Raw genomic sequence first — 26,309 nt, 5'->3', positions numbered from 1 at the left:
GGCGGGGAGATTCCCGGATCTCCCCGCCGCGCCGGAGCAGGGGAACCTTCTACAGAAAATCCTGCGAGAATCCTTCGCTTTCCAGAATCTTGCGCAACCGGCGCAGCGCATCGATCTGAATTTGCCGCACCCGCTCGCGGGTCACGCCGATTTCGTTGCCAACCTGTTCCAGGGTGGCTTTTTCCTGACCGCCCAGACCGAAGCGCCGCTTGACCACGATCCGTTGCTTGTCGTTCAACTGGTCCAGCCACAGATCCAGTTTTTCGTTGAGGTCGGCGTCCTGCAGCAACTGCGAAGGATCGGGGTTATTGTCGTCGGGGATGGCGTCCAGCAGCGAACGGTCTTCGTCCTTGCCGATCGGGGTATCCACCGAGGCCACCCGTTCGTTGAGTTGCAACATCCGTTTCACGTCGGCGACCGATTTGCCCATGACCTGGGCGATTTCCTCGGCGGAGGGCTCATGATCCAGCGACTGCGTCAGTTGCCGGGTCACCCGCAAATAGCCGTTGATTTCCTTGATGATGTGGATCGGCAAGCGGATGGTGCGGGTCTGGTTCATCAGCGCCCGCTCGATGGTCTGGCGGATCCACCAGGTCGCGTAGGTCGAAAAGCGGAAGCCGCGCTCGGGATCGAATTTCTCGACGGCGTGAATCAGCCCCAGGTTGCCTTCCTCGATCAGGTCGAGCAGGCTGAGGCCGCGGTTCATGTAGCGGCGGGCGATTTTCACCACCAAACGCAGGTTGCTTTCGACCATGCGGTTGCGGGCGGCGGCGTCGCCCTGTAATACCCGGCGGGCGAAGTACACTTCTTCCTGGGCGGTCAGCAATGGGGAAAAGCCGATTTCGCTCAGGTACATCCGGGTGGCGTCCAATTCCTCCTGGGTAAACTCGCGGGCGCTTGCCGCGGGAGCCTGCCAAGGCGATTCCACGGCGTCCATTTCCCCGTCTTCCGCGACGACGTCTTCCTCCTCGGCATCCTCCAGTTTGTCTTCGTCCAGCAGCGGGTCTTCCATCTGCAGTTCGTCGTCGCACACCACTGGTTCCAGACAGGCATTCATCCGTCGGGACATCGATACCTCCTCGACATGTTTCGCTTGGTGGGTTGTCTTGATGGCGCTAGGGCACGGGCCGTCTGCGCCTTGTTATATTTTTGTCGGTCAATTTTTGTGAGTCGGCATCGGCTCGCCAGCGCGCCTTGGCGTCGCCGCGTGCTCCCGCCCGCGTTCGGAAAGTCGGAATTGATCCATCCCTGCTCCAAACCCCAAACACCCAACAATGATAAGCTTTCCATGACGGGTGAGTCTACTGGTATTGTGTCTATTATTAGAGACATAAAACCGGAAATTCTTGTATTTCCATGAATCGTCAATCCCGCAACCACTGCGTCAGGGTGGTCAGCGCGCCATGACGGGTGAGATCGACCTGCAAGGGCGTGATGGCGACATAGCCAGCGCGCACGGCGTAGAAGTCGGTATCTGGACCCGCGTCCTGTTCGGGACCGGCCGGTCCCACCCAGTAGATCGGCCGACCGCGCGGGTCGATGCTTTTGACGACCGGTTCCGATTTATGGCGGTGGCCGAGCCGGACGACCCGAAATCCGGCCAACTGCTCCCACGGCACATCGGGAACGTTGACGTTGAGGATGGAATCGGGCGGCAGTGGCCGTTCTCGCAAGCGGCGCACCAGCCAGACCGCCACCCGAGCGGCGGTGTCGAAGTGTTGGGGACACGGCGCGACCTGCGAGATCGCAATCGCCGGTAGACCGAGAAAACGGCCTTCCATCGCCGCCGCCACCGTGCCGGAATAGATCACGTCGTCGCCCATGTTCGGTCCGCTGTTGATCCCCGAGACCACCATGTCCGGCTCGCGCTCCAACAGGCCGGTGATGGCAAGGTGGACACAGTCGGTCGGCGTGCCCTCGACGCTGTGGAAGCCATTGTCGTGGCGGGTGACGTACAGCGGGTTCTTAAGGCTGAGTGAGTTGCTGGCGCCGCTGCGGTCGCGATCGGGCGCGACCACGGTGATCTCCGCCAGCTCTTTCAAGGCGGCCGCCAGGCAGAGCAGACCCGGTGCCTGATAGCCATCGTCGTTGCTGACCAATATGTGCATGTAGGGAATCTATTCTCGTGAGCCGGGTGGATGCGTATCGTATCCGGCGATGCTGACGTTAAAATGACAAGCCGCCTGCCGTCCCGGCCGGACGCCCTAACGATCTCTAACGAGGCGCCCATGACCAAGCCGTTTGCGCTCGATCCACGGGATCGGGAATTGTTCCGGCAGAGCGTCGGCCCGGTCAAGCCGCTGCGCTGCGATCGGATCGACCCCATCCCATCCCATCCCGCCCCGATTCCCCGGTTCACCCGGGCCGACGAACGGCGGGTGCTGGACGACATGCTGTCAGATTATTTCGAACCAGCGGAATTGGATACCGGCGAGGAATTGTACTACCGCGCCGAGGGCGTGCAGCAGGCGGTGCTGCGTAAATTGCGGCGCGGGCAATTTCGGGTCGGGGCAGCGCTGGACCTGCACGGCATGACGGTCGTGATGGCGAGGGAGGCGTTGGCGGGGTTTCTGCGCGCCGCCCGGCGGGAAAGCCTGGGTTGCGTGCGGATCGTCCATGGCAAGGGCAACGGTTCCCGTCATCGCGGACCGGTCCTGAAACAGAAGCTCAATCACTGGCTGCGGCAGCGCGACGAGGTGCTGGCGTTCTGCTCGGCGCGGTCGGTGGACGGTGGAACCGGGGCGGTTTACGTGCTGCTGCGGCGCATCTAGCGAATCCCGGTTCAGTTGCGGGAATTCCGGTACGGAAACTCCAGCGGGAACGGCAACCACTCGCCGAAAAAGCGCACCGCTTCGGGATCTTGCCGCATGCCGTCGATGACGTGTTCCCCCAACGCGCCACCGCCCACGGCATAGTAACCGAACGCGCCGCCGCCGATGGCAATCCCGCCAATGGCACCGCCGCCGATGGCGATACCCCCGATGGCCAAGCCGCCGACGGCCAGCGCGCCGGTGCAAAGGCCACCAACCCCAAGCAATAGGCCCAGTGCCAGCCCGCCAACGGCAACGATGCCACGAGCGACGCCGCCCAGCGCCAGTACCCCGGTGGCGAAGTCACCGATGGCGACGATGCCACGGGCATGGCCGCGCAGTTCGCCATTGGTCGGATCGGGCCCCATGGCGATGTCATACAGTGGCAGACCCCAGACCATTCGGCTAGAGCGCTTGCGGATGCTCCTATAGGGAAGGCCGCGATTTTTCAGCGCGGCCACTTCCCGTTCGAGAGTCTCGATGCGCTGCTTGAGTTGCGTAAACTCGCTTTCTTTCATCACAGTCTCCTATTCAGTGTGATCCGATAGCAGGTCTATTTCGACCCGCCGAGACCGGAAATTTTCGAGCCGGCGGAATCGTTTTCTTGTTAGCGCCAAGAAAAATCGTGCTAAACCATAATATTGAAGGGAGCGCCATAAGCTTGGCACGAACACTGCCATGGCCATGTGGCGTTCGGCGGGCAGCGACTTGTCGGACCGCCTGATCCTGGACAAGAGGACTCCCCCATGAAACCGCAACACATGGTCAATCAACCCCAGCGTCGCCGTGTCGAGACCGTGATCGATCGGAACGTGTCGGTGTGACCGGAGGAAACGCGACCGTGATCGCCAAACCCTATCAAGGAAAACCGCTACGGGATACCTTTCCCAAGCTACAGCGGTTCCTGCATTTTCGGATGCCGCTGACGCCAGTGGATGATTTTCGCGTTTGGAAGATCTTTCTGCGGCATAGCCAGCTATCGCCACGGGAGGGATGGCAGGTCGTGAATTGGGGTAAGCCGCCTTATCTGGAAGTCAAGGAACTGCCGAAAAACGTGTATGGCATGTTTCAAACCCAGAACCCCGATTCCATAGCGATAGCGACCTGTGTCGCCGAGAAATTCGATGCCGATTTCGGCGATTTTTCCAAGCGGCAAAAGGCGCTGTTCTTTCTGCGCGCCATCTTGTTGCACGAACTGGTGCATTGGGGCGATTGGCGGGCGGACAATGTGCAATCCGATAAAGGCCGCCCGCACGACGACGACGCGGGGAGGCGCTTCGAGGAAGAAGCGTTCTACAAGAAGATTTATCCCAAGGAATGGATTGGCGATTATTAGCGCCAGGGCGTTCGTTGCTGACTCAAGAACCGTTCGGAACGAGCCAGTCGAATGCTGCTCTTCGACAGCTCGACAAGCGCTAGATCCACGTCATGCCCAGCGCGGTGACCGCAAGCAGGAGACCCATGACGATGTTGAAGCGGCGCAACCGCGAACCTTGTCGCAGCCAGCACTGCAACGCCGCGCCGAGGATCGCCCAACAGGCAATGCACGGACCGCCGATCAGCATGAAACATAACGCCACCGCCAGGGTCGCCGTCGTCTGGTTGCCGGAGGTGGCCGGCAGTAAACCGGGCAAAAAGGTCGAGGCGGCGGTCATCGCCATCATCCAGGCTTTGGGATTGGCGAACTGAAACAGGATCGCCTCGGTCATGGTCAGCGGTCGGCGGATCTCCCGCGAGTCCAACCGGGCATCGGGCGCGCACAGCTTCCACGCCAGCCACAGCAAATAGCCCAATCCCAGCGCGCGCAACGCCGGTTCCAGTCCCGGCGCCGTCAGCAGCAGCGTCGCCACCCCGGCACCAGCCAACCCGATCAACAAGCTCATGCCCGCCAGAATACCGGCCATCGCCGGCACCGTGGCGCGTAGACCAAACTGAGCGCCAGTGACAGTCAACATCAGATTGTTGGGTCCGGGAGTGATCGACGTGGCGAAGACAAACAGCGCCAACGCGACCCAGGGCGCTAGCGAAAGGGATTCCGGCGACATGATGGCAACTCCTCAGCGGGGACTGTGAGCGCTACACTAACGTGGGAAACCAGTACAATGCAGATACAATTTTAAAGACAGTCAACTCTTCTGTACTGGCTACTTATCCCCAACTGGCCTGGAGCCGCCACCATGACACTTGATGAAATCCTCTCCACACCAGCGGCATCCACCGATCCAGAGCCGTTGATTTCCCGGACGCTGCTGAGCGGTGAAGCGGGGACGACCCTGGTCGAGCGTTTGGTCAGCGGGCTGCGCCACCGTATCGATCAACGCCTGTTGCGCCCCGGTAGTCGCCTGCCTTCGATCCGGCGGTGCGCCGACCGGCACGGCGTGTCCCGCTTTACCGTGGTCGAAGCTTATGAGCGACTGGTGGCGCTGGGCTATTTGGAGTCGCGGCGCGGGTCCGGTTTCTATGTCCGCGAGCGCCGCGCCCTGACCGCGCCGCCGATCGCCGATCCGCCGCCGCCGGCCCTCGACGTGGTCTGGCTGGTACGGGCCATGTTTCAGGATCTGCCGCCGGAACGGATGCCCGGATCGGGTTTGTTGCCGCCAGACTGGCTGGACAGTGCGCTGCTCGGGCGCGGATTGCGGGCGACGACGCGGGGGGGATGGCGCGTCGCTACTCGGTTATGGGGAACCTCAGGGTTATGCGCCGCTGCGGCAGCAATTACAGGTCAAACTGGCTGAAATCGAGATCGCCGCCGCGCCGGAGCAGATCGTCCTCACCGCTGGAATCACCCAAGCGCTGGATCTGATCGCCCGCCAGTTTCTGCGGCCGGGCGATGCGGTGCTGGTGGACGATCCCGGTTGGTTTCTGATGTTCGGCATGTTCGCCGCGCTCGGCGCCCGCCCCATCGGCGTCCCGCGTCAGGGCGACGGCCCGGATCTGGCGGTGCTTGAGCAACTCTTGCGGGAACATCGGCCGCCGCTGTACGTCACCACCTCGGTCCTGCACAACCCGACCGGAACCTCGCTGACTTCGGCCAAGGCGTTTCAGGTGCTGCGCCTGGCCGAACAGTACGGCGTCCTGCTGGTCGAGGACGACATTTACGCCGACTTCTGCGAAGCGCCGGCGGTCCGATTGGCGGCGCTCGATCAACTACGACGGGTGATCTACGTCGGCAGTTTTTCCAAGACCGTGGCCGCCAATCTGCGGGTCGGGTTCATCGCCGGCGAACGGGAATTGGCGCGAGCACTGGCCGACCGCAAGCTGCTGGCGGCTTTGACCACCCCGGAACTGGGCGAGCGGGTAATGCATCAGGTGTTGGCGGAAGGGCATTACCGCAAGCATGTCGAGCGCTTGCGCAGGCGACTGGCGGCGCGGCGCGAGCCGGTGTTGAGTCAGTTGGAGCAGTTGGGTTTGCGGATTTTCGCCGATCCACAGGGCGGCATGTTTGCCTGGCTGGATGCGGGTCGCGACAGTCATGCTCTGGCCGCTCGCGCCTACGAACAGCGGTGGTTGCTGGCGCCGGGCAGCTTGTTCTCGCCCGGTCAACTGCCGTCGTCGTGGCTGCGCTTCAACCTGGCCTCCTCCAGCCACCCGGATCTGTTGCGCTTTCTGGAACGGGCGCTGGCCGAGTGAATCCTTTTTGGCCCACGCCGGGTCGCGGGCCAAGATCGCAACCCGGTCTACTCCGAGAAGAGAGATGCCGTTGCCTTTCTGGTCGCGGCCGGCACGCATCAGCCCTGCTTGCCGAAGCGGTAGTGCGACACGCCCCATTCCTCGCCGCCGCGATAGCCGGACAACTCGGCGCGAACCATGAAAAACATCCGCCAACGCTGAAAGTAACGTTCCGCCTGTTCGGGACCGTAGCTTTCCCGGAACAGCTTCATAATCTCGGCTCGCCGCTGGTCCTGGTTAGCCAGCCAAGCTTTCAGGGTGCGCTGGTAGTGATGGCCGTCGAAATGCCATTGCGCTTCCAGTTTCAGATCATCCCGCAAGGACGGTGACAGATCGCGTGAGGGTGTCAGCCCATCGGTGAAGAAGTGCTCCATCCAGTGGTCGATGCCTTCGTTCTCGCATGGATCGCTCAAGTACCGCTGGCTGGAAATATGCGCGAACAGCTTGCCACCCGGCTTCAGCCAGCCGTGAATCCGCGCCATCCACTCCTGGTCATTGCGCGTGGGCTCGAACTGTTCCACCGCTACCACTCGGTCAAAACGGCGATCAGTGTGGAAGTCGTTCATATCGGCGGTGACGACCTGGACGTTATCGAAACCGCGTTCCCGGCAGCGAGTCTCGATGAACTCCCACTGCGAGTTGGAATTGGATACCGCCACAATCCGCGAGTCGGGATAGAACTCTGCCATCCACAAGGTCAGCGAGCCCCAGCCGCAGCCCAGCTCCAGGATGTCCTGATCGAAGCCCAATTCGGCGCGCTCGCAGCTCAGGGCCAGCATCGCCGCCTCGGCGGTTTCCAGATCCTTCACTTCCTCGGGCCACCAGCAAGCACTGTATTTCAGTCGAGGTCCCAGCACCTGTTGGAAAAAACCGGTCGGTGGTTCGTGGTGCTGCTGGTTGACCGTCGCCGCGCGCGGAGCGACAAGGCTGTCGCGCGGTTGCGGAATCAGCCGCGCCAGTTCGACGTCGCGAGCTTGCGGGTTGTGGCCGTTACCAGTGCGCAAGCGCTCGGCCAGCAGCCGGCGGATACCGATCCGGGTCAACCAGTCGGGAATACGGCCCCGCTCCATCAGATCAATCGCGGTGTTCAGCATCAGGATTTTCCTTTTTGGGAAACCAGGGGATGAAGGCACGGTCATCGTCGTCCTGGCTGGTCAGTGCCTGTCGTTCGGTGGGGAATAGCGGACAAACGCACTTCCCGCTGCCGGCGTGGTCTTGTTGAACAATCGCCTGCCGCAATGTCCCTGGAGCCGCCATGCTACGTACCACCGTTATCGTCTGTGGAATTCTGCTTGGCCTGTTGGTGGCCGCCATTCTGATCGCCAGCAGCCACGGCAACATATTGGCGGGCTTGCGCCACCTCATCGCCGATCCGTGGGGCGTGGTGACGCTATTGGATCTGGGGGTCGGCTTGCTGTTTGTCGCGGTTTGGCTGGCGCTGGTGGAGCCCAGCCCGCGACGGGCGGTGGCATGGATCGTCGCGCTGTTGCTGCTTGGCAACGTGGTCACGCTGGTTTATCTGCTCTCGCGGACTTGCCGGGCGCGACAGTTGCGCGATTTGTTTCTGCCACCTCGTTCCAGCGATTGGCGATGATGATGAGCAACGGTGGCTCCGCCTCGATCGTCGCAATCACGGCAGGCGCTACAGATTGCTGTTGATCACCAACGTTGCACCGGTCATGCAGCCGGACTCGCTCGGATCGCACAGGAAAGCGACTACCTTGGCCACGTCGTCGGGACCGGTGCGGGTGCGCAGATGCGGCGCGGCCCGGCGTAGCATGGCGGTGTCCACCGCGCCCGGCGCCACGCCGTTGACCCGGATGTTGCGCTCCTTGCCTTCCGCCGCCAGCGCCTCGGTCAGACCGGTCAGGGCGAACTTGCTGACGGTGTAGGCGGCGTAACCGGGAAACTTTTCGGTACCCGGCACCCCGCCGAGCGAAGAGACGTTCACGATGGAGCCGCCGTGCTCGCCCATTAGCCGGAACGCCCGCCGCGCGCACAGCGTCGCCCCGCGCAGATTGACCGCCATGACCTGATCCCAGTCCGACATGACCATGTCGGCGAAGGGACCACCGAGCAAGATGGCGGCGGCGTTGACCAGAATGTCCAGCCGGCCGAACGCGGCGGCGATACCCACGAACGCAGCGTCCACCTCGGTCTCGTCGGCGACATCCAGCTTGATGGCGGAGGCACTCAGACCAGTGGTTTGGATCTCGGCTACCGTGGCGCTCAGTTCCGATTCGGTGCGGCTGGCGACGATGACGTGCGCGCCCCGGCGCGCCAGCGCTTGCGCCGTCGCCGCGCCAATGCCGCGCCCGCCGCCGGTGATGAAAGCGATCTGGTTGTGCAGGGACAATGAAACGGTGGCGGCGCTCATGGCGATCTCCAGCTTCAGCGGCCGAACCGGATCGAGTAAGTGGCTCCTTGGCCACGCGATTCGTCGATCCGCAGGCCGGCGGCGGCGACCCGTTCCCGCCAGGGCACCGAACAATCGCGGGTCAACTCGACCCAGAATTGCTCGAACAGCGCTCGGGCCAGATTCTCGGCGGTTACGTTGCCCATGTCCAGCACCGCCACTTCGTCGGCGGGCAGCACGTAACGCTTGCCGCACAGCCGGCAGGCATACTCGCCCTCGGCGGCGGGCAAGGGCTCCAGCCAGGGGTTGCCGCCAGCAATCAGCACCTTTTCATCCCACTGGTCACACACGGTTCGCAGCGCTTTTTTGAAGACCTCGTAGCTGAGCATGCGCGCCAGCGCCGGGGAGTCTTGCAACTCCACCGTCAGTTCCACCTGATAATTGTGGCCGTGCAGACCTTCCTTGCGGCCGTCCGGGAACACGGTCATGTGCGCCGCGGAAAATTTGAGGTTGTCCTTGCGGATATGGATCGTCCAGCTCCGCTGTCCATCCTGCCCGATCATACTATTGCTCCAGTTGGGTCCATCGGTTCCGCCGTCAGGGCGAGCCGGGATAGCGGCGATTCCAGTCTGCCCAGTATGCCGGCTCTTGCATGACGTCGAACACCGTGACCGCTGGGCCGGCGCGAACGGCGAAGGCGAATACGTCGTCCAACCTCTTTTCCGGCGTGATGCGCCCCAGCCAGTACGGCGAGCGACTGGGGCGAGCATGGTGGCGGTCGCGGGTAAGGGTCCAGGCCCGGCGGGATCAATGGGATCGAATGGCTCCCGTTCGTTGAGCTTGTTTCACAAGTGTAGCCGGTGGCGGTGTCCGACGGTTCGCGCCGCCGATAGGTTGAGCCAAGGGTCGATGAACGGGCGGCTGCCCGAACAGTCTGTGTGGATAGCAAGTGTCGGCGGGAGCGGATTGCAGTGCGAACAAGCAAATATGGTCTAGCCGGATGGCTGCTGGCAACGGCGCTGGCCGGATGTACCGTCCAACCGCTCTTGTCGCCGCCGACCGATCCCACTCTCGACCGTTGTCTGACATTATACGCCGCGCTGGATGCGGCGGTGGCCGAATGGGGAACGACGCCTTCATCGCCCGCGCGGATTGCCGGGTTTCCCTATCTGCGGGTGGATCGGTTTCTGGCTGGCTATCGTACCCAACCGTTGAACCCGATGGAAACCGCTATCTGGCTGACTCGGCTTGGCGAGTTGGATCGGGAAGCACGGCGAGTCGAGTGGGATTCGTTGCCGATGGAGCAGAAAGCGGATTTGCAGCGCCGGTACGCGCCCGCCGACGGGCTGCCCTCCGCCCTGGAAGGCTGTGCCGGTCGGCTCCAGCGCTGGGATGCGGCCGATACTGAGCGGTTGGCGCTCATCCGAGCACGGGCGCGGGTCCCTGACGAATATCGGACCGTGAACCAGGTGCTCGGCCTTTATCCGTTGACACTGCTGCCGGTCGATTACGGCGTGTTCCGCTATCAGGAAGAAACCCGTGCGACCTTTGCTCGGCCTCTGGCGACGCTACCGGTTCGGGGGGAACTTCGCCGTTACGGGCCGCCACCGGTTGCGCCGCCCGTTGTCGATTTCTCCACGATCTCTCGCGATACCCTGGGGATTCCCGAACCGAATACCGCACAGTTGGCGGCGCTGTTCGCGAACCATGCGCCAGTTTGGGAGATCGATACGGCCAGTGAGGCCGACCAACCCGGCGAGCCATACTGGCGGGCGGATGAGATACCGACGGTCGATCCTGCCGAGCTGGTGATTTATCGCTATGTTTCGTATGCCCACTGGCGGGGCGAACCGCTGTTGCAATTGAACTATCTGATCTGGTTCGCCGCCCGACCCAGGCGCGGCGTGTTCGATCTTCTCGGTGGGCCACTGGACGGGTTGTTGTGGCGGGTGACGCTGGATCGCGCCGGTCACCCGCTACTGTATGACAGCATCCACCCTTGCGGATGTTATCACCAGCTTTTTCCCGGCCCAGCCCTGCGCTTGCGACCGGAAACGGCCCAGTGGGCCGAGCCGCCGCTAGTGCCACACGCGGCTCCGACGGTCGGCGCGGGCGAGCGCATTGTGCTCCGGCTGGCAGCCGATACACATTACTTACAGCGAGTTTACGCCAGCCGGCCGGGGACGGTACTCGCCTTGGAGTGGCGAGATTATGCAACCCTGTATGCCGTTCCGGTGGTGGGCGGTGAGCGCCATAGCCTGTTTGGGTCGGATGGGCTGGTGGCGGGCAGCGAGCGGGCCGAGCGTTGGTTGTTGTGGCCGATGGGCGTGCCGTCGCCGGGGGCGATGCGCGAGCGAGGCCGTCACGCCATCGCTTTCGTCGGTCGACGTCATTTCGACGATGCGGATTTGCTGGACCGATTGTTCGAGCCGGCGGAGGAAGGGCAATGAGAGGCAAGATCGTGTTGGGCGCAATGCTGTTGGCGTTGGTCACTGGGGCAAGCGCGACGGATGAGACATTGTTGGTCGGCCGATTTTCCGCTGATGATCTGAGCGGTTGGCAACCCAAATCCTTCCAGGGTGAAACCCGCTACACCTTTGATGGGAAGAGCGGCCGGCGGGCGCTGTTCGCCGACAGCCGAGGGACGGCTTCCGGGTTGTACCGGGAAATCCGGGTGGATTTGCGGCACACACCCTTTTTGAATTGGTCGTGGCGGGTGGATCGGGTGCTAGAGGGAGTGGACGAGCACGGCAAGGCCGGCGACGATTATCCGGCGCGCGTGTACGTGGTGGTATCCGGCGGGGTGGCGTTCTGGAAGACGCGCTCGCTGGTGTATGTCTGGTCCAGCGGCCAGCCGGTCGGCGCGACCTGGAACAATGCCTATACCAGCAACGCCCGGGTGATGGCGTTGCGTTCGGGCATGCGGGATGCCGGCCGCTGGGTTAGCGAGAAGCGCGACATCCGCGCCGATTTCAAGCAACTGTTCGGTGAGGAGATCGATGCCATCGACGCTGTCGCGTTGATGACCGATACCGACAACAGCGGTCAGAGCGCCACGGCCTGGTATGGGGATATCGTTTTCACGGCGCGGTAGGTTCAGAAGTCACAAAACCGCTCCTGTAGTGGAGCGAAAAAAAGACCCCTTGCTATGCTCCCCAGAATCGCCCTCCCGAAAATCGGAGTCCCGTGCCATGAATACTCCCCCTTCTATCGAACGTTCCCTCGAAGAACCTCGCGATTTGACGAACGGCATTACCCGAGTCCCGCGAGCGGCGCAAGCCCGATTGCTCCTGCATGATCAGGAAGCTGATCCGCCATTCATGGACGCGCTCCGTGAGGTATTGCCGGACGAGGCCGACCGCTTGGCGTATCTGAACCATTTGGCTTGGCAGGCACGGACCTGACTCCGAGCCATCCTATTCGGCGATCCTTCCGCATCAGCCGCGAGCCCACACCTGCCGATCGCCGATTGCCGATCACGGCTTTTATCCAGGTGCTGACTGGGTCACCGCCGCCGGCGAAAGCGGTGACCCGGAACCACGACCGGGACCGCCGCCTTAGAGATGCTTAGCCTGTTCGCGCAGGATGAATTTCTGCATCTTGCCGGTTGAAGTTTTGGGCAGCGGTCCAAACACCACGGTCTTGGGTACCTTGAACCGGGCCAACTGGCTGCGGCAAAACTCGATGATTTCCTCTTCGGTCACATGCTCCATGCCCGGCTTGACGGTTACGAACGCACAGGGCGTTTCACCCCACTTCTCGTCGGGTCGCGCCACCACCGCCACTTCCATCACCGCCGGATGCCGATACAGCACGTCCTCGACTTCGATGGTAGAGATGTTCTCGCCACCGGAGATGATGATGTCCTTGGAACGGTCCTTGATATCGATGTAGCCGTCCTCGTGCCAGACCGCCAGATCGCCGCTGTGGAACCAGCCGCCCCGGAACGCTTCCTCGCTGGCGGCGGGGTTCTTCAGATAACCCTTCATCACCACATTGCCGCGCATGAAGATTTCGCCGATGGTTTCGCCATCCTGTGGCACCGGTTCCAGCGTCTGAGGATCGGCCACCATCAATCCTTCCAGCATCGGGTAGCGTACCCCCTGGCGGGATTTCAGCGCCGCTCGCTCGGGCAGGCTCAACTCGTCCCATTCGCCATGCCAGGCGCACACCACCGATGGCCCATACGTCTCGGTCAGGCCGTAGGTATGGGTGACGTCGAAATTCATCTGTTGCATGCCTTCGATCACGGCGGCGGGCGGCGCGGCGCCGGCGGTCATCACCTTGACCGGGTGACCGATGCCCGCTTTCATTTCGTCCGGGGCGTTCTTGAGCAAATTCAGCACGATCGGCGCACCGCAGAAGTGATTGACCTTTTCCTGTTTGATCAGATCGAACACCAGGTCGGCGCGTACCTGGCGCAGGCAGACACTGGTGCCGATCGTGGCGGCGATGGTCCACGGGAAGCACCAGCCGTTGCAATGGAACATCGGCAGGGTCCACAGATAGACCGGATGCAGGCCCATGTTCCATACCAGGGCGTTGCTGACCGCGTTCAGATACGCGCCGCGATGGTGATAAACCACTCCCTTGGGATTGCCGGTGGTGCCGGAAGTGTAGTTCAGGGTAATGGCCTGCACTCGTTAGCCGGAAGCTGCCAGGCAAACTCGGGATCGCCTTCGGCCAGCAAGGTCTCATAGTCCAGCGTGCCCAATTTCTCGCCGCCGACGAACCGCGGGTCATCCACGTCGATGATCAGTGGCCGTTTAGCTACCGGCACCAGCTTCAGCGCCTTGCCGATGGTCTCGGAGAACTCGCGGTCGGTGAGCAGGATTTTCGCCTCGCCGTGTTCGAGCATGAAGGCAATGGTTTCGGCATCCAACCGGATATTCAGAGTGTTCAGCGTCGCGCCGGACATCGGGACGCCAAAGTGCGCCTCGAACATTTCCGGGATGTTGGGCAGCATCGCCGCAACGGTATGGCCAAGGCCGATGCCGCGTTTTTGCAGTGCCGAAGCCAACCGCCGGCACCGGGCGTAGGTTTCCGCCCAGTCGCGCCGAACGGGACCATGCACCACGGCGGTGTAGTGGGGGTAAACCGAAGCGGCCCGTTCGATAAAGGTCAACGGAGTCAACGGAACGTAGTTGGCCGGGTTCTGATCAAGACTCATTTCATAGATATTGTGGGCGCTGAGGCTCACGGCGGGTTCCTCTAAGGTGGTTTGGTCGTTTATTGTGGTTTTATCCGTGAAATGCGAGAGCAGTACGGAAAAACAGGTGGTTGTTAAGTATTGACGAGGCTTAGCAGCCTTTCCACGTCGGTTTGCGCTTGGCGATGAAGGCGTCGATGCCTTCGCGGGCGTCTTCGCTGTTCATGTTGCAGGCCATGGCCTCGCTGGCGCAGGCGTAGGCTTCTTCCAGGGGTAGTCCCAATTGCCGATAGAACAATTCCTTGCCCATGCGAATCGCCAGCGACGACTTGCCGCAAATGGCGTCGGCTAGTCGCCAGATCTCCGCGTCCAGTTGCTCCAGCGGCGTTACCCGGTTGATCAGGCCCTGACGCTGGGCGGTCGGCGCGTCGATGAACTCGCCCGTCAACAACATTTCCAGCGCTTGCTTGCGACCCAGGTTGCGGCTCAACGCCACGCCGGGTGTGGAGCAGAATAATCCGACGTTGATGCCGGAGACCGCAAACCGGGCATTGTCGGACGCAACCGCCAGATCGCAGGCCGCAACCAGTTGGCAGCCGGCGGCGGTGGCAATGCCGTGTACCCGCGCGATCACCGGTTGCGGCAAGCGATTGATGGTCAACATCACCTGCCCGCATTGGGCGAACAGCGCACTGTGGAAAGCCGGGTCGTTGTGGGCACGCATTTCCTTGAGATCGTGGCCGGCGCAGAACGCCGCGCCGCTCCCGGCGATGACCACGACCCGAATGGTGTCATCGGCCGCGACCGCATCCAGCGCCGTCTGCAGCGCGCCCAGCATGGCTTGTGACAGGGCGTTGTACTGCTTGGGGCGGTTCAGCGTCAGCGTGGCAACGCCGGCTTCGTCCTGACGCAGCACGAAAATTTCTTCGGAGTGGTGGGACGCGCTCATGGCGAATTCTCCTCGCGTTGGGGTTATTGCGGATGTCAATAATTGTAACGCGCCGCCTCGACGAACGTGCGCCTGCTTTTTATACTCGAAATTCCAGCCAAGCAGTTTTTATTCGCCATGTTGGCGAAAACTTGTATTATTGTTTTTCAAATGGTTATTGGATTCCGAGTTTGCCGATAACGATGGAAAGCGCGGATTTGATCCGTAACTTGAAGCATCATCCCGATGGTTGCCGCCGCTCGAACTGGCCAACGGCTTGCCGGCTCCGGCGGCGCCAAGCTGGCATGGCCCCAATCGCTGACTCATGAACGCGCCGACAACCCCGATCATCTACATCGTGGACGATGTCGTCGACGACGACCCCGCCTTGCGGAGTTCGCTGCAATGCCTGCTGGAATCGGTGGGCTTGCAGGCGCGGGCTTTCACCGATATCGATACCTTTCTGACGGTCTACCAACCTGACCGGCCCGGGTGCTTGCTGCTGGATATCCGGGTTTCCAGACGCGGCGACCCCAGCCCTCAACAGCAGTTGCGCGAGCACGGCATCGATGTGCCGGTCATCATCATTACCGGGCACGGCAATGTGGCGACGGCGGTTGCCGCCATGAAACAGGGCGCGCTGGATTTCATCGAAAAACCGTTCAACGATCAGTTGTTACTGGATTGCATCCATAATGCGCTGGCCGAGGATGTGGTGCGCCGACGCGCCCGAGCACGGCGGCAGGAGCTGATGCGCCGGTTCGACACGCTGACGCCACGCGAACAAGACGTGCTGCGGTGGGTTGTGAGAGGCTTGTCCAATCGGCAAATCGCCAAGCTGTTGAACCTGAGTCGCAAGACCGTGGAAGTGCATCGGGCCAAGGTGATGCAGAAGACGCGCGCCGACACGCTGTCGCAGTTGATCCGCATGGCGATGGCGATCGGCATCCTCAATATCTACGATATGGAAGATTGAACGCTGGCCCAGCGCGTTCACCTGAAACCGCCATGTGTCTGATTCTGATTGCTTACCGCTGTCATCCCGGCCATGAACTACTGGTCGCGGCCAACCGTGACGAATTTCATGCCCGTCCCACCGCACCCCTTGCCTTCTGGGAAGATACGCCCCAAGTATTGGCCGGACGCGATCTCAAGGAAGGCGGTACCTGGATGGGCGTTACCCGAACCGGTCGATTTGCCGCCATCACCAACTACCGCGAACCCGGCCAGGTGTTGACGAACGCGCCGTCGCGAGGTCATCTAGTCAGCGCCTACCTGCAAGATTCGATGCCGGCGGCCGCGTATCTCGAACGCTTGCGGTCGCAAGCCAGCCGCTACAACGGTTTCAATCTGCTGCTGGGCGATGCCACAGGTTTGTATTACTACTCCAATCGTGCCGATGCACCCCAACTCCTGCCGCCGGATGGTACGGTCTCAGCAATCACCTGCTGGACACGCCCTGGCCCAAGCTGAAACGGGGGGTATCGCTGCTACGCGGCGCACTGGAGGGTCGCATCGATCCAGTGCCGAACGATCTGTTCAGTCTGCTCATGGACCGCGCGCCGCGCCCGACCCCGAACTGCCACGCACCGGCGTCTCGCTGGAATGGGAGCGCTGGTTGTCGTCGATCTTCATCGATGCGCCGGGTTACGGCACTCGCTCCTCGACCCTGCTGTTGGCGGACGATCGCGGACAGGCGCGAATGCTGGAAACGACCTGGCTCGACGGTGGCCGGCGAGAATATCTGCTGGATTGGCCGGTTGTGGCGAGTTCGGCATGAGCGAAGCCTGGCCACCGCCGGCGGTCGCGACCGGCTTGACCGTCGAGCAACTGGTTTTCCAGGACGGGGAAGGCGTACTGTACCGGCAGGCGTTCGCGCCGGCGGAAAGTGCCCGTCTGTTCGCGGCCCTGCATCGGGAGACGGCCTGGCAACAGCCGGTGATCGTTTTATACGGCCGCTCGATTAACTCGCCCCGGCTGAGCGCCTGGCATGGCGATCCCGACGCCGTTTACCGCTATTCCGGCCTGCGGTTGGAGCCGATGCCGTGGACCCCGACACTGCTGGACATGCGGGAGCGCGTGGAAGCGCTGGCGGTGGCCCGCTTCAACAGCGTGCTGCTCAATCTTTATCGCGATGGTCAGGACAGCATGGGCTGGCACAGCGACGACGAGCCGGAACTGGGTCGCAATCCGGTGATCGCTTCGATCAGCCTGGGCGCCGCCCGCCGTTTTCTGTTGCAGCATAAGAAACGGCGACTGCGGTTGGAGTGGTCGCTGGAGGACGGCGACATGCTGGTGTTGGGCGGGACGACTCAGCACTGCTGGCGACATCATGTACCCAAGACTCGCCAACCGGTGGGGCCGCGAATCAACCTAACGTTTCGCTGGATTCACGGTCCTGGGAAGCTATCCTCTTGTTCGGACAAGCCTCCATCGGCTATTCTTGAACTCTCATCTTCATAAGCCCGGCCACGGGTCGCTTGTTTCTGATCCCCCTTCCGATTTGGCCCCGATAGCTCAGATGGATAGAGCGCACCCCTCCTAAGGGTGAGGCCACAGGTTCGAATCCTGTTCGGGGCACCAATGTATTCAATCAGTTATATTATGGCCTTACTTGGCTTCAATATGCTGTAAGGGCATGGTAAGTACAGCGAGAAGGGCTTTCCTGGGCTGATCTTCTACCTTGGTGGAAAATCCAAGGCGCGGCTATGCGGACGGCGGCTCTGCTCCGTGCGGCATGGCGCTCAACTTGAGCCCATTACGGCGCAGATGATAACCGCTGTCACACTTCGGCTCCAATATGTCTACCTCAGCACCATCATGATGCGCCCCTAATGGAGGTTCCATGCGCCACGTCGTTCTCTACCTATTCTTGTTGTTTCCTCTTACCGGCTATGCCGCCCCGTCTGACCCAACTTGCGCCGTCGAGGCAGAGACCTACAACTCGAAAGAAGTGCTCTGCGCAATACCGCAAACCGCCGAACCTCGATCGTACGAGTTTACCGCTCGGTTCTCCGGCGGGCATGATGACACCCGTGCGAGCATTAAAACCACGCTTGATGCCAAGCCACTGGCTTGCGAAGACGGAAGTAAGAAGGAGTTGTTTGGCGAAGATGGCGACGTGAGCTTGCTTTGTCGGTTTGTCGTCTCCGGAATGTCAGGCAATCAATCGCAGCTCCGGGTCACGATCCGCTGGAGCCACGCCGAGTACACTGATTTTCGGCTCGCGGGTCCATAGAGATAGGAGTTACGCAGTTCAGGGTAATGTGTAAAGTGGATTAGCCAGATAGACCCGTACTGTGGATCGAATGGTGCGCACCGCTACAGGACTCCATGGCCACCAGGCAGGGTTCCATCTGGGCGAAAAACAGGACCAGCCGAGTCCTGGTTAGTCGTTTCTTGAGAACCGTATTCCCCTCGGCATCCACTCCGTGGACCTGGAAAACAGCTTTGGCTCAATCAAGGCCGATCACTGCAATCTCTTTCATGGACGCCCCTCCTCATTCAGGGTTAATAACGCCTTCCCAGTTTGGTACCGCGATGCCCCAACCGGTAGGCGCGTCCATGTCATTAGAGCCAGATTTTGTGCATGCGTGATGGCGCCGACGAAGTAGACCCGCTGTCTCGGTCGCGCGGCTGAGTCGCCAACCGCCAGAACTGACCCGAGAGAACAGCAATGCAGCCAGCAATGTGGCCAGCGGCACGCCGACCAACCACAGCGCATGCGTCATGTCGATGCCGATTCGCCCGGTTAGCCAGGCATTCAGCAGAGGCGCAAATAGGGTGACGCCCAGATAGATCGCCGGCGCGGCCAGTGTGGTTCCCGTTCCTTGCAGTTGCAGCAGCAGGGCGCCGAAGTAGACGCCGATGCCGATCAGCCGGTGGCTATCGGCATCGGACAATCCCGTGAGCTGCGCCAGGTCGTCCTGGCCATAGCCGATCAGGACGATGCGCGCGGCGTTGGCCAGCAGCGTGGTCAGCCACGCAGCGGCGAAGGCGCCCAGCGCCAGCATCGGTCCAAAGGGCCGCGTGCGCCCGCGCCACAGCCAGCCCAACCACGCGGCGATCAGGAAGTTGCCGCCCGCGCAGGCTTTGACGATGATCAGATCGTGGCCAGCGTCCAGCCATTCACCGCCCGCCACCGGCATGAAATTGAACAAACCGGTGGCGTTGAGCAGGCCGGCCAGCGGCCGGAGTAACCATTGCAATTGCTCCGCCGCCGCCGCTGAATAACCGGCCTTGAACGCCAGGGCCAGCAGCAAGACCAGACTCCACGCGCGCCAGCCGAAGGCGCGGCCGGGCCGAGCTACTCTTTCAGCGCCGGCCATGGTCACGCCTCCGGATCAAGCATTCGCCACTGAACAGACCGATCAGCAGAAGCATCAGCCAACCCAGTTCCGGCTCCGGCACCGGTCGCGCCAATGCCAGTTCCGAAACACCCTGGGGCAGCGGTAGGGGCTGCTTCACGTCGGTGGCACCGGCGTCATGGTTAACCACGGTTTCGTCGACCGCAACGAAGGAGGTGTATTGGGTCAGCAGCGAGTAGCGCAGGCCGAGATCGACGATGGCGTCACGGTTCAGTTCGGCATCGTTACCTTGTCTGTCGGACAGACGCATCAGCCGTTGCCGCGCCCACAGGATGGGTAACAGTTCGGCTGGATTACGGCGGCCTTCGTCAGCGAGCGACAGGCTTGCGCGGTAATCATCCTGGGCAGTGGCGCCGGTCAGCTCAATCGCCGCGCCGGCCTGGGCCTGGCGGTACTTGCCGAACACCACGATGGGCCGCTCGGCCAGCATCACCGGAATCTCGGCCGGCTCCATGTCATACAGCTCCACGCCTTTGCCCTGCGCCTTGATGCGGCTCATGAGCGGCGCTTCGACATAGCGGCGGAAGCGTTCGCCGACACCGGCCGCCTCGTTCGAGCCGGTGATGACGAAGGGTTCGCCCTCGCCAGCATGGGCCATGCTCTCGATCAGGTAACGGTTCACCGACGAGCCGATGCCGAAGGCGAACAGGTTGGTTGCGTTCAGGTTTCGCCGGATCAAGTCGTAGGCCTCGCGCTCGGCGCTGATATAGCCGTCAGTGACCACCGCGATGCTGCGCGCGGCATCCGGGGTGCGCGGCATGCCGAAAGCCGTTTTCAGGGCCGGCACCAGCTCGGTTCCGCCGCCACCGTCGTAGGCCTTCATCATGTCCATGGCGCGTTGCAGATTGGCCGGCGTGGCCGGCAAGGGCGATGGTGACAGCACGGTGGAACCGCCGGAGAAGAACAGGATGTTGAAGCTTTCCTCCGGGCGCAGCTTGCTCAGCAATTCGAACATCACTTCACGCGCGGTGTCGAGCGGAAAGCCATGCATCGAGCCGGACACGTCCACCACAAACAGGTACTCGCGCTTCATCACCTGCTCGGCCGCGACACGCTTGGGCGGCTGGGCCATTATCAGGAAATAGTGCTCACCGTTCCACTCATAGGTCATCAGGCCCGAGTTGATCTGCTCACCCTGCAGGCGGAAGCGCAGGATGAAGTCGCGATTGCCGGCGTCACGTTCAGAGGCGTCGAGGCCGACCTCGACCCGCGTGTCGTCGAGCCAGTTCGTGGCGATCTTGTGCTGTACCGAACGCAGGTCGCTGACCGGGATCGGGCTGGCAAGATGCACCTGAATACCGGTTTCGACGAGTGCCGAGTTGCCGCCATCGGCCTTGTCTTTGACATAAGGGTTGGCCACCCACTCGGCATCCCGCGCCAACGCCACCGGATCGCCGCCGTACCGAGGGCCGACCACGGTCGGGTACACCAGTTCGTACACGCCCTGATCCGGCACCAGCAGTTCGCTGTATTGCAGCGTCAGCTCCACCTCATCGCTCGGCATGATGTTGGCGACATCCATCATGAACACGTTGGGGCGCTTCTGGTCGAGCAGGGCAGCGTGCTTGCCTTCCTGCTTCGCTGCTTCGAAGATCTTCTTCGCCTCTTCCTTCTCCTTGATCTTCGCCCGGATGGTGCGCGGGCCGATCTTCATGGTCAGGCCCTGCACCGCCGCGCGGGTCGAGCCAGGGAACACATAGCGCGCATTGATCGGCCGCTGGCCCGCGTTGCCGTAGCGCTGTGTCACCGTTACCCGCGCGATGGGTCCGTCGATGACGATGTCGGCTTTGCTGGATTTCAGCGGTAGCCGATCGATGGCCGGATCACCATCCGGAACCCACAAACGCGGCGCAAGGCTGCGGTCGCAATCGCCGCAATCATCCTCGGCAAAGGCATACGTGGCGGATAAAAACAGCACAAAGGCCAGCAGGAAAAACAGTCCCCGTTTCATGGCAACATCTCTGATTGGCTGAAGGTGCGGACAGATTAGCGATCGGGTGTGGGGACTTGATGTGGCGGGTGCGTGGATTGAGTGTGGAATGCGAAACGGCAACAATACAAAGTTGGGAGATCACTAAAAAATCCCATATCTGAATCCCTGAAACCGAATAATCACTCTAAAACAGTAAGGCTACGCCCAGACCATCCTCATGCTACTCACCTCCCGCCAACGCTCCCAACTGTTCTCGCAACTGGCGACGATGGAACATGCGGGTATTTTGCCCGCGCAAGCCTTCGCCATGATTGGGCGCGATTTGCCCGCCGATGCACGGCAAGCCTTGGCGCAAACCGCCGCGCTCGCCAAGGGCACGGATCTGGCGAAAGCGGGGCAAAACAGCGGCCTGTGGCTACCCTGGGAAACGCGGCTGGTGCGCGCGGCGGCAACGGGTGGGCGGCTGGAATCCCTCTACAAACGTCTGAGCGAACATTACGCCAGCCGCGCCCAGTTGTTTGGCCGCTTGAAGTCGCGGCTGGTGTTCCCCTTCCTGATGCTGACGCTGGCCAGCTTCGTCGCACCCTTTCCGGCGCTGTTCCAAGGCACCATCGGCGCGGGCGGTTATCTGTTGCGCGCCATCGCACCGCCGCTGTTGCTATTCAGCGGACTACGCTTTCTCGCGTTCGCCTATCGCCAACAACTGGCCCGTGAAGAAACCAGCGCGACGGGGTCCAAGTTGCTGCGAGTCATCCCAATCCTCGGCGGATTGCTGGCCCGGCAGCAACGACGCGATGGGCTGTTCAGCCTGCTGCTGTTACTGGAATCCGGCGTGCCGATTTTGGAGGCGCTGCCATTGGCCGGCAAGAGCGTCGCCGATCCGCTATTGCGCGCCCGATTCGCGGGTGCGGCGGCGGCGCTGGCCGACAACCGGTCAGGGATCGCCGAAACCTTGCATCGTTACGGCGTGGTCGACGATGCTGGCGCGACGGCCTTGTTCGCCAGCGGCGAGGCGGCGGGCCGGTTGGACGACGTCATTCGTCACCAACTCCGCCAGTGGGATGCCCGGCTGGAACTGCAATGGGATACGCTGGCGGAATGGGCGCCCCGACTGCTTTACGCGGCGGTGGCGGGGTTCATGATCATGGGAATCGTGAGCGGTTTTTCGGGAATGACGAGACCGTTATAGAACGGTTTCACGATTGAGGCGGTTTTTCCGGGAGAAGGCGATGGCCACATTCCACGATTTACGGCTCCGGCGACGAGAGTTGCTGGACGAGTTGGAGGAACTGGAAGAAGCGGTCGCGGAACTGACGGCGATTCTGCATGAAGCGGTGGAAATCGATGACGAGCAACGCAGCGAACATCACGAACGTCTGGTGTGGCTGCAACGCCAACAGGCTGGCGCCCTGGTGGTGCTGAGCGAAACGGAGCGCGTGTTGTTGACCTTCGGCACGGATGGCTGGGACGACGAGTAAACTCAAACCAGGCCCAGCAACCGCTCCTCCTCCTGGGTTTCCTGCTCCCGCTGCTGCAAGGTCCACATCTGGGCGTACAGCCCATCCTGTTGCAGCAGGTCTCGATGTGTGCCCTGCTCCCGTACCCGGCCGTGCTCCAACACCAGAATCTGGTCGGCATCGACGATGGTGGACAGCCGGTGGGCGATGACCAGGGTGGTATGATCGGCGGCCACCGCGCGCAAGGCTTGCAGGATCGCGCGTTCGGATTTGCTGTCCAGCGCCGAGGTTGCTTCGTCGAAGATCAAAATGCGCGGTCGTTTGAGGATGGTCCGGGCGATCGCCACCCGCTGCTTCTCGCCACCCGACAGTTTCAGGCCGCGCTCGCCGACCACGGTATCGTAACCAGCCGGCAGCGCGGCGATGAAGTCGTGCAACTGCACCATCCGGGCAGCGGCGGCGATCTCCTCGCGGCTGGCGTCGGGTCGGGCGTAAGCCAGATTGTAATACAGCGTATCGTTGAACAGCACCGTATCCTGCGGCACGATGCCGATGGCCGCGCGCACGCTGTACTGAGTCACGTCACGAATATCCTGACCGTCGATCAGGATGCGCCCGCTGGTTACGTCGTAAAAGCGGAACAGCAACCGCGCCAGCGTGGATTTACCGGCCCCGCTGGCGCCGACCACCGCCAGCTTGTGACCCGGCGGCACGGTAAAGCTCACGTCGAATAAAATCTGTCGGTCGGATTGATAGCTGAAATCCACCTGCTCGAACCGCAGTTCGCCCCGTGTGACGGTCAAGTTGATCGCGGCGGGGGCATCGCGGATTTCCGGCGTGCGCTCGAACAAGCGCACCAGATCGTCCATGTCGGCCAGGGCGTACTTGATTTGCCGGTAGACGATGCCGAGAAAATTCAGCGGGATGAACAGTTGCAACAGCAGGGCGTTGACCAGCACCAGATCGCCTAGCGTCATCCGCCCGGCGGCAACCTGCCCGGCGGCGACAAACAGGATCAAGGTGACGCCAATGGCGATGATCGCGCCCTGCCCGAAATTGAGTACCGACATTGAAGTCTGACTAAGGACGGCGCTGTTTTCCCAACCCGCCAAGGTCGAGTCGCAGCGCCGCAGTTCCCAACTTTCGTTGCCGAAATACTTGACCGTTTCGTAGTTGATCAGACTATCGAGCGCCTCGTTGCCGGCTTGCGATTCCAGGCGATTCATGAGATGGCGATGCTCCATCCGCCAGTTGGAGATCGCCAGGGTGAAGGCGACGTAGGCGGCGACGCTACCAAAAACGATCAGGGTGAAAATCGGCGGATAGCCACTCAGCAGCAACGCCGCCGCCAGCAGGAATTCCACCACCACCGGCAGGATGCTGAAGGCCAGATAATTCAGCAAGGTACTCAGGCTGCGCGCGCCCCGCTCCAGATCGCGGCTGATCGCGCCGGTCTTGCGCTCCAGATGGAACCGCAATGACAAATTGTGCAAATGCTCCAGAGTCCGCAGGGTCAATCGGCGCATGGCCCGGTAACGCACCCGGGCGAACAGCACGTCGCGCAGCTCGCTAAACAGCGCATTGCCCAGCTTCAGCGCGCCATAAGCCAATAGGAGAGTCACCGGCAGCACCACCATGGCTTGGCGGTTGCCGTCGATACTGTCCACGATCTGCTTGAGCACCAGCGGCACGCCGATATTGGCCACCTTGGCCAAGATCAGACAACCGAGCGCCGCCAACACCCGACCGCGATACTCCCAGAGGTACGGCAACAGGGCACGAAGATTGGCCCAGTCGCGGTGACGCTCGCGATGCGGGGATTCGGTATAGCGGATATCGGGACGCATGACGGGTTCGTCTGAAAAAATTAAGGGCCATCCCAATAGGATGGCCCTTGCATCGGAATGATGCCGAAGCGTGGCGGATTATTTGGCTTAGGGTACCGGGCCTGTTTTGGTGGTGGATGTTGAAGCGGGGCTTGTCGAAGGAGCAGCGGCAGGCGCGGCTTCGGCGGCGGGAGCAGCGGCGGGAGCAGCTTCGGCGGCGGCGGGAGCAGCTCCGGCCTTGATCCCTGTCTCTTCCAGCATATAAACGATGGCGTCCTTAAGATTGGCTTCGGTCAGCGAGGGGTCGCCACCCTTGGCGGGCATGGCGCGGATGCCGTTGGTGGCATGAGTTGCCAGCGTATCGAGACCCTGCGCAAAGCGGGGTTCCCACTGTGCCTTTTCGCCGACTTTGGGAGCACCCAGCGTGCCGGTGGCATGGCAAGCCGCGCAGACCTTGTCGTAGACCTGCTTGGCGGACAACTGTACCGCAACCACCGGTTTGGGTTGTTCGAAGGAGACCCGTGCGATCGGCTTGATGCGTTCGAGCACGGCAGATTGCTTTCGCGAACCGTCATCGGGGGCGATGTTATCGACCACACTGATGAGGGAAGCAGCCATGAACAACACGACTGCTAGCAACACTAATGCCGCAATCAGGGTGACGGTCGTGGTGACAACGGATTTATCGACTTGCGGGTTCACACTCTCACCTCATTGAACGCATGGTCAACCTGCACATCCCCGGCTACGTTGCGGCAGACTCGATTCGACCGGTCACCCGTTGTCAGGTGTGAGTCTTCGCGGGAGCACCGTTGGTGGGAAGGTTTTGGTTTGGGCTTGTTATCTTGTGGTTCGGGCACGGCTAAGCATGCCGATTATAATGTTATTTGGAATTGCCTGGAAACCGGTACTTTGTCGTTGGCTGACGGAGAGGCGGAGAGCGCTAGCGTTGCGAAGCGTCGATCGAGTACCGCAAACCGTCGCCGGCACTAGACGGAAGCGCGCAATCGGGGTATCTTAACGCTCTTCCATCCCCCGCGCGCCCGTAGCTCAGTTGGATAGAGCGTCGGCCTCCGGAGCCGAAGGTCGTGAGTTCAAGTCTCGCCGGGCGCGCCATCTTTTCAAGCACTTAGCCTCGTTTTTGTAAGCCCTTCGGCCCTGGGAGTGGACAGGAAGGGACAGGAGCGGACAGGACAGGACATTTCAGGCCCAATCCAGCCTCGCCACCGCCCCGCGCAAGCGTTCGGGCGCCAGATGCGCATAGCGTTCGGTCATCTCGATGCTGGCGTGCCCCAGTAAATCCCGCACTTCCACCAATGCCGCGCCGGCTTGCATGAGCCAGCTCGCGAAGGTGTGCCGTAGATCGTGAAACCGAAAATCCTCGATGCCGGCCATCTGGCAGGCATGGGTAAAACCGCGCTTCACGTCCTTCACCCCGCCGAACACCATCCAGGGCTGTTCAACGCTAGAGTCCTTGGTAGGCCAGCAGTTGGTCGAAGTTAAGAAGCTGTACAAAAAACTAACACATTGATATTATTATAGTATTTTTGATAAAATAAGCCAAAATCCGGCGATTATTTTAATTTCAGAGATTCTATTCGAGGTGCTGCATGGCTTGGCCAAAAGAAATTCCTGGTAAGAGGTATCCCAGTGATTTGACAGATGAAGAATGGGAAATCTTGGAGCCGATTTTAAAAAAAGCCGATCCTTATACGACTAAGGTCGGCCCCGTAAAGTCGATCTCCGCGAAGTGATAAATGACCATTTTTTACCTGAACAAGACGGGTTGTCAATGGCGGTATTTGCCTAAAGAT

General features: G+C 61.5%; 27 protein-coding genes, 2 tRNA genes and 3 pseudogenes. 17 read left to right on the top strand and 15 right to left on the bottom strand.

Going from position 1 to position 26,309, the window contains the following annotated elements; genetic code table 11:
- Positions 1-49: 49 nt before the first annotated feature.
- Together rpoS and surE are read right to left on the bottom strand one after the other, a co-directional pair.
- On the bottom strand, positions 50-1,069 hold the full coding sequence (gene rpoS / locus E4P82_RS12000; RefSeq protein WP_420887103.1) for an RNA polymerase sigma factor RpoS: 1,020 nt from the start codon (positions 1,067-1,069) through the stop codon (positions 50-52).
- Positions 1,070-1,364: 295 nt separating this feature from the next.
- The gene (gene surE, locus E4P82_RS11995; protein WP_169249109.1) at positions 1,365-2,108 is read right to left on the bottom strand and encodes a 5'/3'-nucleotidase SurE; all 744 of its coding nucleotides are present in this window, start codon (positions 2,106-2,108) and stop codon (positions 1,365-1,367) included.
- A gap of 120 nt (positions 2,109-2,228) precedes the next feature.
- Here surE and E4P82_RS11990 point away from each other — a divergent pair, with 120 nt between their 5' ends.
- Positions 2,229-2,771, top strand: coding sequence for a Smr/MutS family protein (locus E4P82_RS11990; RefSeq protein WP_169249108.1), 543 nt, complete (start codon positions 2,229-2,231; stop codon positions 2,769-2,771).
- An 11-nt stretch (positions 2,772-2,782) separates the two neighbouring features.
- Here the strand turns inward: E4P82_RS11990 and E4P82_RS11985 are convergent, their stop codons facing one another.
- The gene (locus E4P82_RS11985) at positions 2,783-3,328 is read right to left on the bottom strand and encodes a hypothetical protein (protein WP_246327554.1); all 546 of its coding nucleotides are present in this window, start codon (positions 3,326-3,328) and stop codon (positions 2,783-2,785) included.
- Between the two features lie 323 nt (positions 3,329-3,651).
- Here E4P82_RS11985 and E4P82_RS11980 point away from each other — a divergent pair, with 323 nt between their 5' ends.
- The gene (locus E4P82_RS11980; protein ID WP_169249107.1) at positions 3,652-4,146 is read left to right on the top strand and encodes a hypothetical protein; all 495 of its coding nucleotides are present in this window, start codon (positions 3,652-3,654) and stop codon (positions 4,144-4,146) included.
- Positions 4,147-4,225: 79 nt separating this feature from the next.
- Here E4P82_RS11980 and E4P82_RS11975 read toward each other — a convergent pair whose 3' ends face one another.
- Positions 4,226-4,855: a LysE family translocator gene (locus E4P82_RS11975; protein WP_169249106.1), complete on the bottom strand. Its 630-nt coding sequence runs from the start codon at positions 4,853-4,855 to the stop codon at positions 4,226-4,228.
- Between the two features lie 132 nt (positions 4,856-4,987).
- Here E4P82_RS11975 and E4P82_RS11970 point away from each other — a divergent pair.
- A pseudogene (locus E4P82_RS11970) lies at positions 4,988-6,440 on the top strand (aminotransferase-like domain-containing protein).
- 98 nt (positions 6,441-6,538) lie between these two features.
- On the opposite strand, the gene E4P82_RS11965 reads toward E4P82_RS11970, so the two are convergent.
- Complete coding sequence (locus E4P82_RS11965) at positions 6,539-7,573, bottom strand: SAM-dependent methyltransferase (protein ID WP_211203134.1); 1,035 nt, start codon at positions 7,571-7,573, stop codon at positions 6,539-6,541.
- Positions 7,554-7,736, bottom strand: a complete 183-nt coding sequence (locus E4P82_RS11960) for a hypothetical protein (protein WP_169249105.1) — start codon at positions 7,734-7,736, stop codon at positions 7,554-7,556. Before E4P82_RS11960 ends, E4P82_RS11965 begins: the two co-directional genes overlap by 20 nt.
- Here E4P82_RS11960 and E4P82_RS11955 point away from each other — a divergent pair.
- Positions 7,735-8,073 (top strand): DUF1475 family protein, encoded by a 339-nt coding sequence (locus tag E4P82_RS11955; protein WP_169249104.1) that lies wholly within the window; start codon positions 7,735-7,737, stop codon positions 8,071-8,073. The two genes, E4P82_RS11960 and E4P82_RS11955, sit on opposite strands and share 2 nt — an antisense overlap.
- A gap of 48 nt (positions 8,074-8,121) precedes the next feature.
- Here the strand turns inward: E4P82_RS11955 and E4P82_RS11950 are convergent, their stop codons facing one another.
- The gene (locus tag E4P82_RS11950) at positions 8,122-8,856 is read right to left on the bottom strand and encodes an SDR family NAD(P)-dependent oxidoreductase (protein ID WP_169249103.1); all 735 of its coding nucleotides are present in this window, start codon (positions 8,854-8,856) and stop codon (positions 8,122-8,124) included.
- Between the two features lie 14 nt (positions 8,857-8,870).
- Positions 8,871-9,398, bottom strand: a complete 528-nt coding sequence (locus E4P82_RS11945; RefSeq protein WP_169249102.1) for a 6-pyruvoyl trahydropterin synthase family protein — start codon at positions 9,396-9,398, stop codon at positions 8,871-8,873.
- A gap of 408 nt (positions 9,399-9,806) precedes the next feature.
- On the opposite strand from E4P82_RS11945, the gene E4P82_RS11940 reads away from it, so the two are divergent.
- The 3 genes from E4P82_RS11940 (at position 9,807) to E4P82_RS11930 (ending at position 12,239) form a co-directional block, all read left to right on the top strand.
- Positions 9,807-11,285: a hypothetical protein gene (locus E4P82_RS11940; RefSeq protein ID WP_169249101.1), complete on the top strand. Its 1,479-nt coding sequence runs from the start codon at positions 9,807-9,809 to the stop codon at positions 11,283-11,285.
- Positions 11,282-11,929 (top strand): DUF3047 domain-containing protein, encoded by a 648-nt coding sequence (locus E4P82_RS11935; protein ID WP_246327553.1) that lies wholly within the window; start codon positions 11,282-11,284, stop codon positions 11,927-11,929. Before E4P82_RS11940 ends, E4P82_RS11935 begins: the two co-directional genes overlap by 4 nt.
- A 97-nt stretch (positions 11,930-12,026) precedes the next feature.
- On the top strand, positions 12,027-12,239 hold the full coding sequence (locus E4P82_RS11930; RefSeq protein ID WP_169249100.1) for a hypothetical protein: 213 nt from the start codon (positions 12,027-12,029) through the stop codon (positions 12,237-12,239).
- A gap of 153 nt (positions 12,240-12,392) precedes the next feature.
- Here E4P82_RS11930 and E4P82_RS11925 read toward each other — a convergent pair.
- Positions 12,393-14,005, bottom strand: a pseudogene (locus E4P82_RS11925) (acyl-CoA synthetase).
- A gap of 130 nt (positions 14,006-14,135) precedes the next feature.
- A complete protein-coding gene (locus E4P82_RS11920; RefSeq protein WP_169249099.1) occupies positions 14,136-14,933 on the bottom strand; it encodes an enoyl-CoA hydratase in 798 nt (265 codons plus the stop codon).
- A 304-nt stretch (positions 14,934-15,237) separates the two neighbouring features.
- Here E4P82_RS11920 and E4P82_RS11915 point away from each other — a divergent pair, with 304 nt between their 5' ends.
- From E4P82_RS11915 to E4P82_RS11895, 6 genes are all read left to right on the top strand, one after another.
- Positions 15,238-15,888 carry a response regulator transcription factor gene (locus E4P82_RS11915; protein WP_169249098.1) on the top strand — a complete coding sequence of 217 codons (651 nt, stop codon included), beginning with the start codon at positions 15,238-15,240 and terminating at the stop codon, positions 15,886-15,888.
- Positions 15,889-15,920: 32 nt separating this feature from the next.
- The gene (locus E4P82_RS22855) at positions 15,921-16,385 is read left to right on the top strand and encodes an NRDE family protein (RefSeq protein ID WP_281383689.1); all 465 of its coding nucleotides are present in this window, start codon (positions 15,921-15,923) and stop codon (positions 16,383-16,385) included.
- On the top strand, positions 16,336-16,692 hold the full coding sequence (locus tag E4P82_RS22850) for an NRDE family protein (protein ID WP_281383688.1): 357 nt from the start codon (positions 16,336-16,338) through the stop codon (positions 16,690-16,692). The genes E4P82_RS22855 and E4P82_RS22850 overlap by 50 nt, the downstream gene beginning before the upstream one ends.
- Positions 16,689-17,375, top strand: coding sequence for an alpha-ketoglutarate-dependent dioxygenase AlkB family protein (locus E4P82_RS11905; RefSeq protein ID WP_169249097.1), 687 nt, complete (start codon positions 16,689-16,691; stop codon positions 17,373-17,375). Before E4P82_RS22850 ends, E4P82_RS11905 begins: the two co-directional genes overlap by 4 nt.
- Positions 17,376-17,418: 43 nt before the next feature.
- Positions 17,419-17,495: transfer RNA gene (locus tag E4P82_RS11900), tRNA-Arg, on the top strand.
- Between the two features lie 262 nt (positions 17,496-17,757).
- Positions 17,758-18,150: a hypothetical protein gene (locus E4P82_RS11895; protein ID WP_169249096.1), complete on the top strand. Its 393-nt coding sequence runs from the start codon at positions 17,758-17,760 to the stop codon at positions 18,148-18,150.
- Between the two features lie 262 nt (positions 18,151-18,412).
- Here the strand turns inward: E4P82_RS11895 and E4P82_RS11890 are convergent, their stop codons facing one another.
- On the bottom strand, positions 18,413-19,240 hold the full coding sequence (locus tag E4P82_RS11890) for a hypothetical protein (protein WP_169249095.1): 828 nt from the start codon (positions 19,238-19,240) through the stop codon (positions 18,413-18,415).
- Positions 19,227-21,230, bottom strand: coding sequence for a VIT domain-containing protein (locus E4P82_RS11885; protein ID WP_169249094.1), 2,004 nt, complete (start codon positions 21,228-21,230; stop codon positions 19,227-19,229). The genes E4P82_RS11890 and E4P82_RS11885 overlap by 14 nt, the downstream gene beginning before the upstream one ends.
- A 199-nt stretch (positions 21,231-21,429) precedes the next feature.
- Here E4P82_RS11885 and E4P82_RS11880 point away from each other — a divergent pair, with 199 nt between their 5' ends.
- Entirely contained in the window at positions 21,430-22,401 is a 972-nt protein-coding gene (locus tag E4P82_RS11880; protein WP_169249093.1) for a type II secretion system F family protein, read from the top strand.
- A gap of 40 nt (positions 22,402-22,441) precedes the next feature.
- Entirely contained in the window at positions 22,442-22,690 is a 249-nt protein-coding gene (locus E4P82_RS11875; protein WP_169249092.1) for a hypothetical protein, read from the top strand.
- A gap of 2 nt (positions 22,691-22,692) precedes the next feature.
- Here the strand turns inward: E4P82_RS11875 and E4P82_RS11870 are convergent, their stop codons facing one another.
- Positions 22,693-24,516, bottom strand: a complete 1,824-nt coding sequence (locus E4P82_RS11870; RefSeq protein ID WP_169249091.1) for an ABCB family ABC transporter ATP-binding protein/permease — start codon at positions 24,514-24,516, stop codon at positions 22,693-22,695.
- 87 nt (positions 24,517-24,603) lie between these two features.
- Positions 24,604-25,197, bottom strand: coding sequence for a c-type cytochrome (locus E4P82_RS11865; RefSeq protein ID WP_169249090.1), 594 nt, complete (start codon positions 25,195-25,197; stop codon positions 24,604-24,606).
- A 337-nt stretch (positions 25,198-25,534) separates the two neighbouring features.
- On the opposite strand from E4P82_RS11865, the gene E4P82_RS11860 reads away from it, so the two are divergent.
- Positions 25,535-25,611 (top strand) — tRNA-Arg (locus E4P82_RS11860).
- An 87-nt stretch (positions 25,612-25,698) separates the two neighbouring features.
- Here E4P82_RS11860 and E4P82_RS11855 read toward each other — a convergent pair.
- Complete coding sequence (locus tag E4P82_RS11855; RefSeq protein WP_246327552.1) at positions 25,699-26,010, bottom strand: tyrosine-type recombinase/integrase; 312 nt, start codon at positions 26,008-26,010, stop codon at positions 25,699-25,701.
- A gap of 95 nt (positions 26,011-26,105) precedes the next feature.
- On the opposite strand from E4P82_RS11855, the pseudogene E4P82_RS11850 reads away from it, so the two are divergent.
- Positions 26,106-26,309, top strand: a pseudogene (locus tag E4P82_RS11850) (transposase); the annotation flags it as partial.

The sequence above is a fragment of the Candidatus Competibacter phosphatis genome (assembly GCF_012939995.1).
Classification (GTDB): Bacteria; Pseudomonadota; Gammaproteobacteria; order Competibacterales; family Competibacteraceae; genus Competibacter; species Competibacter phosphatis.
The sequence above is the reverse complement of the archived record's forward strand: the minus strand, read 5'-3'. Positions and strand labels throughout refer to the sequence as shown.